Raw genomic sequence first — 13,442 nt, forward strand, 5'->3', positions numbered from 1 at the left:
GCTTCCAACGGATCCACATCCCGATGCCCAAACGCCGGCGAAAACAACTCAATCGTCTCCGGATCCACATGCTGCAAACCCTTCGTCGGATGCCGCAACACACTGCTGCGATACGGCGCATAATCCAGCCTCGGCTGCGTCAACACCACCCCGCCACCCGCCACCGACTCCCGATACGCGCCCCCAAGCGCCCCCATCTCCAAACTCAACTCCCGCTGCGTCTCCATGCCGGCGCCGGGCGCCTCCAGCACATGGCTGTTCTCGAATGCCTCGGTTTCTTCCATGGCATGCCCTCCCTTTTCTGTCTTCGGTGTAACGGTGCTCAACTGTGGGGCCAGCCGGTGTAGGCCTCGGCAAGGTACTGCTGTCCGTAGCGTGAGGACGCCACCCCGGCCAGTTCGCCCAGGATGCGTTTGCGCTCGAAGCTGGTTTGGTCCTCCCGGGAGTGCAGCATGGTGGTCATCCAGAAGGAGAAGTTCTGTGCCTTCCAGACCCGCTCCAGGGCCGTGTCGCTGTAGCCGTCCAGCAGTTCCGGCGAGCCGGTGGCATAGAACTGCCCGAGGGCCTCAAAGAGCACCCTGACGTCGGCCAGTGCCAGGTTCAGGCCCTTGGCCCCTGTGGGCGGGACGGTGTGCCCGGCGTCGCCGGCGAGGAACATGTTGCCGTGGCGCAGGGGTTCGCAGACGTAGGAGCGGAAGGGCAGGACCATTTTTTCAAAGATCGGGCCGCGCTTGAGCGTAAAGCCGTCCGGTCCGTCAACGCGCCTTTGCAGCTCCGCCCAAATCGCCTCGTCGCTCCACGCAGCGGCGTCCTCGCCCGGGTCGCACTGGAAGTACATGCGCTGAACGTGGTCGTTGCGCTGGCTGATCAGGGCAAAGCCGTGCTCGGAATTGGCATAGATCAGTTCCGGTGCACTCGGCGGCGCTTCAACCAGGATGCCAAACCAGGCGAAGGGGTAGGCGATGAAGTGGTCACTGCGCTTTTCCGCCGGGATGGCGCGCTTGCACATCCCCTGGGAACCGTCGGCACCCACGATGAAGTCTGCCTGCACCTCGAAACGCTGTCCGGCCGGGTCGGTGAAGCGCATCTTCGGAACGTCCGTCTCGAGGTCCAGGACTTCGGTGTCCGTAACGGAAAACCGCACGTCACCGCCGTCGCGCTTGCGGGCGGCAGCCAAGTCAACGAACACCTCGTTCTGCGCGTACAGCCACACGGACTCCCCCACCAGGTCCTGGAAGTCCAGGCGGTGGCTGGTCCCGTTGAAACGCAGGTCAATGCCGTCATGCCGGTGGCCCTCGGTCAGGACGCGGCCATCGACGCCGGACTCGGTGAGCATCTTCACGGACCCGGCTTCCAGGATGCCGGCGCGGTGGGTGTGCCGAATGGTTTCGTGGTCGCGCTTTTCGATGACGATGCTCGCAATGCCGGCCCGTGAAAGCAGGTGGGACAGCATGAGCCCGGCCGGGCCGCCGCCGACAATGCCAACCTGCGTCTTGATGACCTGTGTGGCTGCTGGCATGGGATCTCCTTTGGGAAATGTGTTGCGGGTCTCCCACCACTGTGGCACCGGCAACACCCAAAGCCCTCAAGCATTCTCATTGAATGATAAAAGTGCCGGCATCGCCACTCCCTAGCCCCGCCGCTCCCCCACGGCCCGGGCTATGCCCCTGGCCCCGGTCATGAGGGCTGGCAGGACGGAGTGGACGGAGACTGCCTGCCGGGCCACCACCACGCCCAGCGCGGCAATGGCCGTGCGCCCGGGCCCGAGGACCGGCACGGCAATTCCCGTGGTGTCCTCATCCACCAGCCCCTCGAGGGCGGCGTAGCCCTGGGCCCGGATGCGGGCCAGGACCCGCCTGAAGTCGCCGGCCCCCGCGTCGCCGGGCAGGGTGGCCGCCGGGTGGCGGAGCAGGTAGGCCTCCTGCACGTGCGCGGGGGAAAAGGCGAGCAGCACAAGGCCGGAGGATGTGCGGTGCACCGGCAGGCGGCCTGCGACCCGGGCCTGGTTCACCACCGAATCGCGTCCGGACAGCCGCTCGATGAACAGCACCTCGTCATCCTGGAGGACCCCCAGCTGCGTATGCTGGCCAACCACCGCCTGGATGTCCTCCATGAACGGCATGGCGGCCTCGCGCAGGGTCAGTGCCGACGAACTCCGGCTGGCCAGCTCCCACAGCCCGTACCCCAGGCGCACTGCGCCCGAGGAATCCCTGCGCAGGAAATCATGGGCGGCCAGCTGGTCCACCAGACGGTAGGCGGTGGCCAGCGGCACGTCGGCACGGACCGCCAGGACGCCAACGCTCATGGAGGGGACGTCGGCGTCGAATGCGCCCAATATCCGCACCAGCCGGTCCAGCGACGAGTCCCCCGACTTGGAATTTGCCATGGGGCAATGTTCCCATGTGCGGGCATACCGTGATTCGCGTGCAGTGGAAGGCCGGCATTGTCGCGGCAGCCACGGGCGGACCATGCTGGTTGCATGCCCACGATGCAGCCCTTGGCCAACCAGTGTGGCCGCCCCGTAACTGCGCACCTGCCGCCCGCTTCGGCAAGTGCCGCCACGATGACACCCGCACCGGCCCACCCCTGGACACGGGCAGCTCCCCTGCTTCGGGTTCGCGGCAATGACGCCCACCCGCTCCATGCCTCAGGCCTGGCCATGGCGCTGCCGGGGACATGCCGCTGCTGGGGATGTATCCGGAAGGCCGACGCCGGCTACACCCCCGCAACGGATTGACGCATCATTGGGATCATCGACGGCCACGATTCCCGCCCCACGGCCCTGACCATTGAGGACCGGATTGTCAAGGAGGCCGACAAGACCCGGCGGCTGGCCCCGGATGGCCTTGACACCGTCATGGACTGGTTTGGCCTTGACCGGGCACAGGCCCTGCAGCTGTGCTCGGAGCGCGCGCCCACCCACCGGTTTACCGAAGGGGCCCGGACCATTGAAGGGGCCCTGATCGCCTTGGAGTCGATCACGGTTTCGCCCCAGATGCGGCCCTGCCTTTAGCCTGGCCGGTCCCCGACACTAGACTCGATCCAGATCGGGGACCCCAGTCCCCCCAGCTGGCAGGAGGCAGCCATGGCCGGAGGCGGGCGCGACGCCGGGCGTTCGGTGACGTCGAAAGTCCTGGCCATCTTGGAGGTTTTCGAAAAATCCCGGGGGCCGTTGAGCCTGACCGAGATTTGCGGGCAGTCCGGTTTGCCGATGAGCACCGTCCACAGGCTGATGGGCGAGCTGACCGATTGGGGGCTGCTGTCCCGTGGAGCCAACGGACGCTACCAGCTTGGCATCCGGTTGTGGGAACTGGCCCAAAACACCGGCAGGCAGCTTCGGGAAGCCGCCAGGCCCCATGTCCAGGACCTTTTCTCGCTGACCGGCGAAACCGCACAGCTCGCCGTTCGGGAGGGCCACGAAGTCCTCTACATCGAGCGCATCTACGGCACCAAACGCGTTCCCCGCGCCTCCCGCGTGGGCGGACGCCTGCCCATGCATGCCACCGCCGTGGGGAAGGTCCTGCTTGCCTTCGGCGAGGACTGGGTACGCACCGCCTACCTCAACCGTGAGCTGGAACGGCCCACGGCCTTCACCCACGCGAACGCCGGGCTGCTGGCCGCCGAACTCGACAGGGCGCGCGAGCAGGGCTATGCCACCACCGTGGACGAGATGCGCCTTGGCGCGTGTTCCATCGCCGTTCCCGTCCTTCACACCGGCAGGGTCGGCGCAGGACTCGGCCTGGTGCTGCCGTCGGCACAAGCTCCCGGCATGACGCGGCACCTGGCCGCTTTGAGGGGGGTTTCGGCCAAAATTGAGCGCGCGACCGCACACATCCCGCTGGAAACGCTGCTGGGCGTCCATCTGAGCGGGCACGACTGACGGCGGCAGCGCCGGTACCATGATTGACTTCCGCTCAGTGGAAGAAAGGTATTTACACCGGGCTGTGATGGGGGCAACACTGGGGGGGAAGAAATCCGGTGGCGGCGCAAGCCGCACGGCCGGTGGTCAATCAAAGGAGTCCAGATGTCCTCCCCCGCGGAAAACGCCCCCGGTTGCCCGTTCGGCCACGGCGCAGAGGCACCAGCCGGGCACCACGGCTACGAACCGTTCCAGATGAAGGACCCGTTCCCGGCCTACGCCGAAATGCGCGCCGAACAACCGCTCATGTTTGATGAGCGCATCAACTACTACGTCGCCACCCGCTATGACGACATCAAGGCCGTCTTCGACGACTGGGAGACTTTCTCCAGCGAAAACGCCCAGGCCCCTGTGCGGGAGCGCGGCGAGGCAGCCAAAAAGATCATGCTCGATGGTGGCTTCACGGCATATTCCGGCCTTTCGGCCCGGGTCCCCCCGGAGCACACCCGGATGCGTGCCATCGTCCAGAAGGCCTTCACCCCGCGCCGTTACAAGGCCCTGGAACCGGCCATCCGCGAAAACGTGGTCACACGCCTGGAAACCATGCTCGCCCGGCCCGGCCGCGACGGGGACATGGTCCGGGACCTGGCCTACGACATTCCCACCATCACCATCCTGACCCTGATCGGCGCCGACACCTCAAAGATCGACACCTACAAGCGCTGGTCGGATTCCCGCGCAGCCATGACCTGGGGAAACCTCAGCGACGAGGAGCAGGTCCCACACGCCCACAACCTCGTGGAGTACTGGCAGGAATGCCTCCACCTGGTCGGTGCCGCCAAGGAATCCGGCGGCGACAACCTCACGGCGGACCTGGTCCGGGCGCAGGCCGAGGGAGCCGGGATCTCCGACCATGAGATCGCATCCGTGCTGTACAGCCTCCTGTTCGCCGGCCACGAGACCACCACCACGCTGATCTCCAACTGCGTCCGCGTCCTCCTCGCGCACCCCGCACAGTGGGGCCAGGTCGTGGCCGACCCCAAGAAGATCCCGGCCGCCATAGACGAGATCCTGCGGTATTCCGGCTCCATTGTGGGCTGGCGGCGCAAGGCGCTCAGGGACACCACCGTCGGCGGCGTCGACATCCCCCAAGGCGCCGGCCTGCTCCTGCTGATGGGCTCGGCGAACAGGGACGAAGCACGGTTCGAGGACGGCGAGGCCTTCGACATCTCACGCCCCAACGCCCGCGAACACCTCTCCTTCGGCTTCGGCATCCACTACTGCCTGGGCAACATGCTCGCCAAGCTGCAGGCCAAGATCGCCCTGGAGGAGATCGTCCGCCTGGCCCCGACCCTGCAACTGGTGGCCCCGGAGTCCATCACCTTCCGCGAAAACCTTTCCTTCCGCGTTCCCGAAACCGTCCCCGTCACCTGGGAGTCCTAGGCCATGAAAAGCAACAGCTACATCCAATTCTTCGACGGCGGCATTGAACCGACGCTGGACAACCTCGGCGGCAAGGGTGCATCCCTTGTCACCATGACGGAGGCCGGCATGCCGGTCCCGCCCGGATTTGTCGTCACCACGGCCGAGTTTGACGCTTTCATGACGGCTGCGGGGATCGCCGACAAGATCGCCGCAAGGTTGAAGGGGCTCGACCCGGAGGACGTCGCCGAGGTGGACCGCCTCTCCGAGGCAATTCGCACGGACATCTGCTCCCGCCCCATCCCCGAGGAGCTTCGCGAGCTGACCCGCAGTGCCTACGAGTCGCTGATGTCCCGCTTCGAGGCCCCCGTTCCGGTCGCCGTGCGGTCCTCTGCGACGGCCGAGGACCTGCCCGATGCCTCCTTTGCCGGCCAGCAGGACACCTACCTGTGGCTGGAGGGATTCGACTCCGTGGGCGAACACATCCGCCGCTGCTGGGCGTCGCTGTACACCTCCCGCGCCATCATCTACCGGCTGAAGAACAACATCCCCGACGCAGGCCTGTCCATGGCCGTCGTGGTGCAGAAGATGGTCAACAGCAAGGTGGCCGGCGTCGCCATGACCCTTGACCCGGCCACGGGCGACCGCTCCAAGATCACGATTGATTCCTCCTACGGGGTGGGCGAAATGGTGGTCTCCGGGCAGGTCACCCCGGACAACATCCAGCTGGACAAGGTCACCTTGGCGCTCATCCACGAATCCCTCGGCACCAAGCATGCCGAACTGGTCCCCGACGCCGCCTCACACTGCCTCGTCGAACGCGAGGTGGACGAGTCCCGCCGGTCCGTCCGCAGCCTCACCGACACCGAGCTGGCAGCCGTGGCCCGGATGGCCAAGCGGGCCGAAAAGCACTACAAGTGCCCGCAGGACATTGAATGGGCCCTGGACGCCGACCTGCCCGACGGCGAAAACCTGCTGTTGCTCCAATCCCGCCCGGAGACCGTCCACTCCTCCAAGCCGGCCACCGCGCCTACGCCGATCGTGACGGGTGGCTATGCCGCCACCTTCGGCTTCACCCCCAAGCTCCCTGCCTGACTCGGCCCGTCCGCCCCGTTTACCGGCACTTCACCACATCAACCCGGCTCAGTGCTGAGCCACCACGAAAGGGCATGACATGTCCATGAAATCCTTTCCGAAACCCTCGGAGCTGGCCGTCCCCGCCGGCGCCGAAGGCTGGGAAAAGCTGTACCCGTACTACCTGACCTTCCAGGAAAGCCTCAAGGATGAAGAGGACGCCAAGTTCTGGTTCTGCGATTCGCAGCACTGGCCCACCGTCTTCAAGCCCTTCGAGACCATTGGCGGGGAGTTCGCGGTCAAGTGCCTGGGCCAGTACAACGCCCGCCACCTGATGATCCCCAACGCCAACGGGATCGAGTTCCGCATCCATCTGGGCTACCTGTACATGTCCCCCATCCCGGTGCCGGAGGAGCAGATCGCCGCGCGCGTGCCGCTGTTCGAGGAGCGGGTCGGCCACTATTTTGCCAACTGGAACGAAAAGTTGGCCCAGTGGCACACAAAGGTCCGCAGCACCATCACCGAAATGGAATCCCTAAGCTTCGCCAAGCTGCCGGACCTGGTCCCCATGGCGGACATTCTCTCCGGCAAGGCCAAGGACGGCTCGGAGGTGCTGCTGGAAAACTACGACCGGCTGATCCAGCTGGCCTACCAAAACTGGCAGTACCACTTCGAATTCCTGAACCTGGGCTACATTGCCTACCTGGACTTCTTCAACTTTGCCAAGGCGGTCTTCCCCAACATCCCCGACCAGTCCATCGCCACCATGGTCCAGGGCGTGGACATGGAGCTGTTCCGCCCCGACGACGAATTGAAGGAGCTGGCCGCCCTCGCCGTCGAACTCGGCCTGCAGCCCTCCTTCACCAACACGGACGACGCCGCCGCCACCCTGGCCGGGCTCGCTGCGGTTCCCGGCGGCGAACGCTGGCTGGCCCGTTACGAGGAAGCCAAGGACCCCTGGTTCAACTTCACCGTCGGCAACGGCTTCTACGGGCACGACAAGTACTGGTACGAGTACCAGGAGATTCCGCTGGGCTACATTGCCGACTACATCCGCCGCCTCGACGACGGCCAGGAGATCATGCGGCCCAAGGAGGCGCTGATCGCCGAAAAGGAGCGGATCATCGAGGAGTACCGCGAACTGCTCGACGCCGACAACCAGGCAGTGTTTGACGCCAAGCGCGGCCTTGCCGCCACGGCCTACCCCTATGTGGAGAACCACAACTTCTACATTGAGCACTGGACCATGGGCGTGTTCTGGCGCAAGATCCGCGAACTCTCCCGCATGCTGCATGCCGAGGGTTTCTGGAACGAGCCCGACGACCTGCTCTACCTGAGCCGCAACGAGGTCCGCGATGCCCTCTTCGACCTCGTGACCGGCTGGGGCGTCGGCGCCAAGGCACCCATCGGCCCCATCTACTGGCCCGAGGAAATCGAACGCCGCCGCATCATTGTCGACGCACTGAAGACCGCCCGGCCACAGCCGGCGCTGAACACACCGCCGGAATCCATCACCGAACCGTTCACCCGCATGCTCTGGGGCATCACCACCGAACAGGTGGAGCAGTGGCTCGGCGCCGGCGAGGCCGTTGAGGGCGGCGGGCTGCGCGGCATGGCCGCCTCCCCCGGCATCGTCGAGGGCCGGGCCCGCGTCATCCACGGCTCCGACCAGCTCGCCGAGGTGCAGCAGGGCGAAATCCTGGTCGCGACCGTGACCGCACCCAGCTGGGGCCCCATCTTTGGCAAGATCAAGGCCACCGTGACGGACATTGGCGGGATGATGAGCCACGCAGCGATCGTCTGCCGCGAATACGGGCTCCCCGCCGTCACCGGCACCGGATCGGCCTCCACCACCATCACAACGGGACAGTGGCTGCGCGTCAACGGCACCAAGGGCACCGTCGAAATCCTCGACCACCCCCCGGTCTCGGGACCCGGCGCCCACAGCCACACACATGGGGAGCAGATCGATGCCTGATCCTACTGCTGCCGCCCCGGCCGCCCGGACCGTGCTCATCACGGGTGCCGCGGGCGGGCTGGGCCGGGCCTTCGCGTCCGGCTTCGGCGCCCGCGGCCACCGCGTGGTCGTGGCCGACGTGAACCTTGCCGGCGCCGAGGAAACGGCCGCACAGCTCAGGGCCGGCGGGGCCGAATCCCTGGCCCTGGAGACCGACGTCACGGACGCGGCGTCCACAGAGGCGCTCGCCGCCCGCGCCGCCGAATTCGGCGGCGGCCGCATCGACGTCGTCCTCAACAACGCAGCCATCTACGCCACCGTCACCAGGACGCCGTTCGAGGACATCGACCCGGCCGAGTGGGACCTTGTCATGAACGTCAACCTCAAGGGCCCCTGGCTGGTGACCCGGGCGGCGAGCCCCTACCTCCCCGACGGCGGACGCGTCATCAACCTCTCCTCCGCCACCGTTTTCTCCGGCTCGGAAAACTGGCTGCACTACGTGGCCTCCAAGGGCGGAGTGGTCGCCATGACCCGCGTCCTGGCCAAGGAGCTGGGGAGGCGCAACATCACCGTCAACACGATCGCCCCGGGCTTCACCCTCACCGAGGCCAGCTACGGGCTCATGGACAACGCCGAAAACTACGGGGTTGACCGCGGGGCGCTAAAGCGGGCCAGCCAGCCCCAGGACATTGTGGGCGCGGCACTGTTCCTTGCCGGCCCGGACAGCTCGTACATCACCGGTCAAACCCTGGTCGTCGACGGCGGCCGGCAGTTCATCTAACCCACACCACCTGAAGGAGGAGCCATGCCAACGGTTCATTTCACCGACACGGCGGGAACGGTCCGCGACATCGAGGGCAACGTCGGCGATTCGGTCATGGAGACCGCCGTACGCAACGGCGTACCGGGCATCGTTGCCGAATGCGGCGGCTCGCTGTCCTGTGCCACCTGCCACGTCTTTGTCCGCGATGACGACTTCGCCGCCCTGCCGCCCATGGAGGACATGGAGGACGAAATGCTCTACGGAACAGCCGTGGACCGCGAGGACAACTCGCGCCTGTCCTGCCAATTGCGCCTGCACGAAGGCCAGGAACTGCACGTGACGACCCCCGAAACCCAGGTGTAGGACCATGGCTGGGAAGGAAACCGACCTCCTGATTGTGGGCGCCAGCCAGTCCGGGGTGCAGCTGGCCATCTCCCTGCGCGCCTTGGGCTTCGAGGGGCACATCACGCTGCTGGGCGACGAGGACCACCGCCCCTACCAGCGCCCGGCCCTGTCCAAGGAATTCCTGCAGGGCACGGTGGAAAGCGAGTCCCTGATCTTCCGTTCCAACGACTACTGGGACGAGCACAACGTCACCCTGGTCAAGGGAGCCCGGATCGTCAGGGTGGAAAAGGGCGCCGACGGCTCCGGGGTGGCCCATGCAGCCTCCGGGGAGTCGTTTGCATTCAAGCGCCTGGCGCTGACCGTTGGCGCGCGGGCGCGCCACATGGACGTGCCCGGCGGCGACCTGGCCGGGGTGGTCTACCTGCGCAATGCCGACGACGCGCTGAACCTCAAGCGCATTGCCCCGGAGGCCACGGACGTGGTGGTGGTCGGCGGCGGCTTCATCGGGCTCGAGGCAGCCTCCAGCATGCACAAAATGGGCAAGCGTGTGACCGTCCTGGAATACGGCCCACGGCTCGTGGGCCGGGCCGTGGGTACGGACACCTCCGAGTACTTCCTGGACGCCCATCGCGGGCGCGGGATCGACATCCGCCTCAACGCAAGGATCGCCCGGCTGGTGGATTCCGGGGAAGGCGCCGTCTCCGGCGTCGAACTGGAAGAAGGCACCGTGGTGCCGGCGCAGATTGTGCTGATCGGCATCGGGGTCATCCCCAACACCGAACTGGCCGAACAGATGGGCCTGGCCGTGGAAAACGGCGTCGTGGTCGATTCAAACGCGCTGGCCTCGGACGGCACCACAGTGGCCGTGGGGGACGTGGCCAACATGCCCAACCCGCTGCCCGGCGCCCCGGCAGGGGAACGCATCCGCCTGGAGAGCGTCAACAACGCCATCGAACATGCCAAGGTGGCCGCGTATTCCCTCATGGGGCGGCGCGAGGACTATGCGGGCATTCCGTGGTTCTGGTCCAACCAGGCCGATCTGAAACTGCAGATCGCGGGCCTGTCCCTGGGCTACGACTCCACCGTGGTCCGGCGGGACGACGAACGCGGCAAGTTTTCCGTCCTCTATTACCGCGGGGGGCAGGTCATCGCCGTCGACTGCGTGAACACCCCCCTTGACTTCATGGCCGTGAAGAGCGCCCTGGCGAAGGGCCAGAACATACCGGCCGGCGCGGCTGCCGACCCGGCCGTTGCACTTAAGACCATCACCACGGACGCCTGAACCTGATTCCCCAAAGGAGCACCATGAACAACCACAACAGCACCGCCGCGGGCAGCCAGGCCCCGGCGTGGAGCCCGCCGGAACCCGGTCTTGACGCCCGGGACCCCCGCGCGCTGGCGTTCGCCGCGGCGCACCCGGTCCGGCCCATCCCGGCCACCGGACCGGTGGACACCACACCCATAGCGGGCACCCCCGCCCCCGGCCTCGAGGCCTTGTGGGGTGCCGTCGTGCCGGAAACGCGGACCCGCGGCAACGACATCCACCTGCCCATCTCGCTCGCCTTCGCCGCCCGGCTGTGCGACGCCCACCCGGAGGCGGACCGCGAACTGGTGCTCGTGGCGGTGCTCTTGCACGACACCGGCTGGGCGCACGTGGACGAATCCCGCATCATCTCCGAGGGGTTTTCCGGGGACTGGCGCACGGCCGCCATCCGGTACGAGCACGAAGCCGAGGGCTGCAAGGTGGCCCGGCGGGTGCTGCCGCCGCTGGAATACTCCGGGCCGTTCATCGACCGGGTCTGCGAGATCATCGACGGCCATGACACCCGGCACGTCGCCTACTCCCTCGAGGATGCACTGGTGCGCGACGCCGACAGGCTGTGGCGGTTCGACCAGGCCGGCATCGCGCTGGCGTCGTCCTGGTTCGGCATGGACCCGGCCACCTACACCGACCGCCTGGCCGGTGAAATCATCCCCGAACTCATCACGCAGGCGGCTGTTGAGATGGGCACCACCGACCTCTCCCGATCCACGGCCCTGCTCCAGACGAAAGTGATCCGATGACCTCACCCGCGCTCGCCGCCAGGGCCGCCCTCACCCTTCCGTACACCCATGTCGAGTCCATGTTCATCGACGGGAACTGGGTGGCGGCGGACGGGACCGGCCGCAACCAGGTCACGGACCCCGCCACGGGCCAGGTCTGGGGTTCCGTGCCGGACGGCTCCGACACAGACGTGGACAACGCGGCCGGAGCCGCGCGCCGGGCCTTCGACACCGGGCCGTGGCCACGCCTGGCCCCCGAGGAGCGGGCAAAATACCTGCTGCGCATCGCGGACGAGGTGGAACGCCGGGCCGACGTGCTGGCCCTGACCAACACCCGGGAGAACGGCTCTCCCATCGCCGAATCTCGCGGCGCCGCGGCCAATGCGGCCGGGATCTTCCGCTACTTCGCAACCCTGGCCGGCTACCTCGGACGCGAGGACGTCCGCCCGTTCCCGTCCGGCGTCGGCGAGTCCGTGGTCCGGCGCGACCCCGTGGGCGTGTGCGCCCTGATTGCCCCGTGGAACTTCCCGATCAACCTCATGGTCATCAAGCTGGCGCCCGCCCTGCTGGCCGGCTGCACCGTAGTGATGAAGCCGGCCTCCCCCACCCCGCTGTCGCTGCGCCTGATCGTCGACTCCGTCGCCGCGGCGGGCGTGCCGGCCGGCGTGGTCAACATGGTGACCGGGTCGGGGCGCCTGGGCGATGCCATGGTCAGGCACCCCCTGGTGGACAAGGTTGCCTTCACGGGCTCTACACCGGTCGGGCGAAAGATCGCCTCGGCCGCCGGCGCCCTGCTCCGCCCGGTGACACTGGAACTGGGCGGCAAGTCCAGTGCGATCGTGCTGCCGGACGCCGACCTCGATGCCATGGGCGGCGTGCTGGTGCGCTCCTGCATGCGCAACACCGGACAGACCTGCTACATTTCCACCCGCATCCTCGCACCGGCCTCCCGCTACGGCGAGGTGGTGGACATGGCCACCGCCACGATCGCCGCCGGGCGCCAGGGCGACCCGCTGGATCCGGCAACGGTGTTCGGCCCTGCGGCCACGCCCGCGCAGTTCAAGACCGTCATGGAGTACGTCGCGTCAGGGCATGCCGAGGGCGCGCGGGCCACGACGGGCGGCCGGGCGGCCGTTTTGGGCGGCGGACTGGAGAACGGCTGCTTTGTGGAACCCACCGTCTTTGCCGACGTCGAGCCTGCCATGAAAATTTCCCGGGAGGAAATCTTCGGCCCGGTGCTGTCCATCCTGAAGTACGACGGCATCGAGGAGGCCATTGCGCTGGCCAACAACACCGGGTTTGGCCTGGGCGGGCTCGTCTTCGGTGCCGACCCCACGGCGGCGCTGGCCGTGGCGGACCGCATTGACTCCGGCTCCGTTGGCATCAATTTCTTTGCCTCCAACCACTCGGCACCCTTCGGCGGGCGCCACGACTCGGGGCTCGGCACGGAGTATGGCATTGAGGGGCTGAACGCCTACCTTTCCTACAAATCCATCCACCGGCGCGCATCGGCCCGTGGCGTGTAGGCAGGAACCCGCCGAGCGGGAGTCTTGCGCCCGGCGGCAACAGGGTCCTTACTTGTTGCAGGACCGAAATCAACCTGTGGCGCCGCAGACCGGCGGCATCCTGTTTCAGGTCCCCGACAAGGCAGGTCCCCAACAACACCCCGTACAGGAGGAACCAATGTTCGCTCGAGTCAGCAGCTACCATCCCGGCCCCGGGAGCACCGGCGAGCCGTCAGCCGACACCGTCAACCAGTTCCTGGACATGCCGGGCTGCAAGGGCTTCTACTACCTTGTGGGCAAGGATGGCACGTCCCTGTCCATAACGCTGTGGGAAGACGAAAATGCGATGGCCGTCAGCCAACAGGATTCGGAGCGGATCCGCTCGGTGACCAGCGCACAGCAGCACATGGAAATTCTCGGCGTGGATGGCTATGAAGTCCTGACGAGCCGGCTCAGGGACTGACCCGGCCGCCC

At 66.9% G+C, this 13,442-nt stretch carries 13 protein-coding genes and 1 pseudogene; 11 read left to right on the forward strand and 3 right to left on the reverse strand.

Annotation, left to right across the window (positions count from 1 at the left end; genetic code table 11):
* From MMF96_RS15325 to MMF96_RS15335, 3 genes and pseudogenes are all read right to left on the reverse strand, one after another.
* Nucleotides 1-284, reverse strand: a pseudogene (locus MMF96_RS15325) (protocatechuate 3,4-dioxygenase subunit beta); the annotation flags it as partial.
* A 38-nt stretch (nucleotides 285-322) separates the two neighbouring features.
* Complete coding sequence (locus MMF96_RS15330; RefSeq protein WP_176616586.1) at nucleotides 323-1,519, reverse strand: 4-hydroxybenzoate 3-monooxygenase; 1,197 nt, start codon at nucleotides 1,517-1,519, stop codon at nucleotides 323-325.
* Between the two features lie 111 nt (nucleotides 1,520-1,630).
* Complete coding sequence (locus tag MMF96_RS15335) at nucleotides 1,631-2,386, reverse strand: IclR family transcriptional regulator (RefSeq protein ID WP_256884025.1); 756 nt, start codon at nucleotides 2,384-2,386, stop codon at nucleotides 1,631-1,633.
* A gap of 471 nt (nucleotides 2,387-2,857) precedes the next feature.
* Between MMF96_RS15335 and MMF96_RS15340 the strand changes: the two genes are divergently transcribed.
* From MMF96_RS15340 to MMF96_RS15390, 11 genes are all read left to right on the forward strand, one after another.
* The gene (locus MMF96_RS15340) at nucleotides 2,858-3,013 is read left to right on the forward strand and encodes a hypothetical protein (RefSeq protein WP_256884026.1); all 156 of its coding nucleotides are present in this window, start codon (nucleotides 2,858-2,860) and stop codon (nucleotides 3,011-3,013) included.
* Between the two features lie 72 nt (nucleotides 3,014-3,085).
* A complete protein-coding gene (locus tag MMF96_RS15345) occupies nucleotides 3,086-3,880 on the forward strand; it encodes an IclR family transcriptional regulator (protein WP_176616589.1) in 795 nt (264 codons plus the stop codon).
* Between the two features lie 144 nt (nucleotides 3,881-4,024).
* Nucleotides 4,025-5,302, forward strand: coding sequence for a cytochrome P450 (locus tag MMF96_RS15350; RefSeq protein WP_256884027.1), 1,278 nt, complete (start codon nucleotides 4,025-4,027; stop codon nucleotides 5,300-5,302).
* Nucleotides 5,303-5,305: 3 nt separating this feature from the next.
* Complete coding sequence (locus tag MMF96_RS15355; RefSeq protein WP_176616591.1) at nucleotides 5,306-6,376, forward strand: PEP/pyruvate-binding domain-containing protein; 1,071 nt, start codon at nucleotides 5,306-5,308, stop codon at nucleotides 6,374-6,376.
* A 79-nt stretch (nucleotides 6,377-6,455) separates the two neighbouring features.
* Nucleotides 6,456-8,333 (forward strand): PEP-utilizing enzyme, encoded by a 1,878-nt coding sequence (locus MMF96_RS15360; protein ID WP_256884028.1) that lies wholly within the window; start codon nucleotides 6,456-6,458, stop codon nucleotides 8,331-8,333.
* A complete protein-coding gene (locus tag MMF96_RS15365; protein WP_176616593.1) occupies nucleotides 8,326-9,093 on the forward strand; it encodes an SDR family NAD(P)-dependent oxidoreductase in 768 nt (255 codons plus the stop codon). The genes MMF96_RS15360 and MMF96_RS15365 overlap by 8 nt, the downstream gene beginning before the upstream one ends.
* A 24-nt stretch (nucleotides 9,094-9,117) precedes the next feature.
* Nucleotides 9,118-9,438 carry a 2Fe-2S iron-sulfur cluster-binding protein gene (locus MMF96_RS15370; RefSeq protein WP_176616594.1) on the forward strand — a complete coding sequence of 107 codons (321 nt, stop codon included), beginning with the start codon at nucleotides 9,118-9,120 and terminating at the stop codon, nucleotides 9,436-9,438.
* Between the two features lie 4 nt (nucleotides 9,439-9,442).
* Nucleotides 9,443-10,702: an NAD(P)/FAD-dependent oxidoreductase gene (locus MMF96_RS15375; RefSeq protein WP_256884029.1), complete on the forward strand. Its 1,260-nt coding sequence runs from the start codon at nucleotides 9,443-9,445 to the stop codon at nucleotides 10,700-10,702.
* 23 nt (nucleotides 10,703-10,725) lie between these two features.
* Nucleotides 10,726-11,484, forward strand: a complete 759-nt coding sequence (locus MMF96_RS15380; RefSeq protein ID WP_176616596.1) for an HD domain-containing protein — start codon at nucleotides 10,726-10,728, stop codon at nucleotides 11,482-11,484.
* The gene (locus MMF96_RS15385) at nucleotides 11,481-12,989 is read left to right on the forward strand and encodes an aldehyde dehydrogenase family protein (protein ID WP_256884030.1); all 1,509 of its coding nucleotides are present in this window, start codon (nucleotides 11,481-11,483) and stop codon (nucleotides 12,987-12,989) included. The genes MMF96_RS15380 and MMF96_RS15385 overlap by 4 nt, the downstream gene beginning before the upstream one ends.
* A 157-nt stretch (nucleotides 12,990-13,146) precedes the next feature.
* The gene (locus tag MMF96_RS15390) at nucleotides 13,147-13,431 is read left to right on the forward strand and encodes a hypothetical protein (protein WP_176616598.1); all 285 of its coding nucleotides are present in this window, start codon (nucleotides 13,147-13,149) and stop codon (nucleotides 13,429-13,431) included.
* Nucleotides 13,432-13,442: the final 11 nt, after the last annotated feature.

The organism is Arthrobacter sp. STN4 (assembly GCF_024539665.1).
GTDB lineage: Bacteria > Actinomycetota > Actinomycetes > Actinomycetales > Micrococcaceae > Specibacter.

Excerpts from the sequence above, each read along its gene's own strand:
- MMF96_RS15345 (WP_176616589.1), top strand. The coding sequence starts at position 3,086 with ATGGCCGGAGGCGGGCGCGACGCCGGGCGTTCGGTGACGTCGAAAGTC.
- MMF96_RS15385 (WP_256884030.1), top strand. The coding sequence starts at position 11,481 with ATGACCTCACCCGCGCTCGCCGCCAGGGCCGCCCTCACCCTTCCGTAC.
- MMF96_RS15370 (WP_176616594.1), top strand. The coding sequence starts at position 9,118 with ATGCCAACGGTTCATTTCACCGACACGGCGGGAACGGTCCGCGACATC.
- MMF96_RS15365 (WP_176616593.1), top strand. The coding sequence starts at position 8,326 with ATGCCTGATCCTACTGCTGCCGCCCCGGCCGCCCGGACCGTGCTCATC.
- MMF96_RS15350 (WP_256884027.1), top strand. The coding sequence starts at position 4,025 with ATGTCCTCCCCCGCGGAAAACGCCCCCGGTTGCCCGTTCGGCCACGGC.
- MMF96_RS15375 (WP_256884029.1), top strand. The coding sequence starts at position 9,443 with ATGGCTGGGAAGGAAACCGACCTCCTGATTGTGGGCGCCAGCCAGTCC.
- MMF96_RS15360 (WP_256884028.1), top strand. The coding sequence starts at position 6,456 with ATGTCCATGAAATCCTTTCCGAAACCCTCGGAGCTGGCCGTCCCCGCC.
- MMF96_RS15380 (WP_176616596.1), top strand. The coding sequence starts at position 10,726 with ATGAACAACCACAACAGCACCGCCGCGGGCAGCCAGGCCCCGGCGTGG.
- MMF96_RS15355 (WP_176616591.1), top strand. The coding sequence starts at position 5,306 with ATGAAAAGCAACAGCTACATCCAATTCTTCGACGGCGGCATTGAACCG.
- MMF96_RS15340 (WP_256884026.1), top strand. The coding sequence starts at position 2,858 with ATGGACTGGTTTGGCCTTGACCGGGCACAGGCCCTGCAGCTGTGCTCG.
- MMF96_RS15390 (WP_176616598.1), top strand. The coding sequence starts at position 13,147 with ATGTTCGCTCGAGTCAGCAGCTACCATCCCGGCCCCGGGAGCACCGGC.
- MMF96_RS15335 (WP_256884025.1), bottom strand. The coding sequence starts at position 2,386 with ATGGCAAATTCCAAGTCGGGGGACTCGTCGCTGGACCGGCTGGTGCGG.
- MMF96_RS15330 (WP_176616586.1), bottom strand. The coding sequence starts at position 1,519 with ATGCCAGCAGCCACACAGGTCATCAAGACGCAGGTTGGCATTGTCGGC.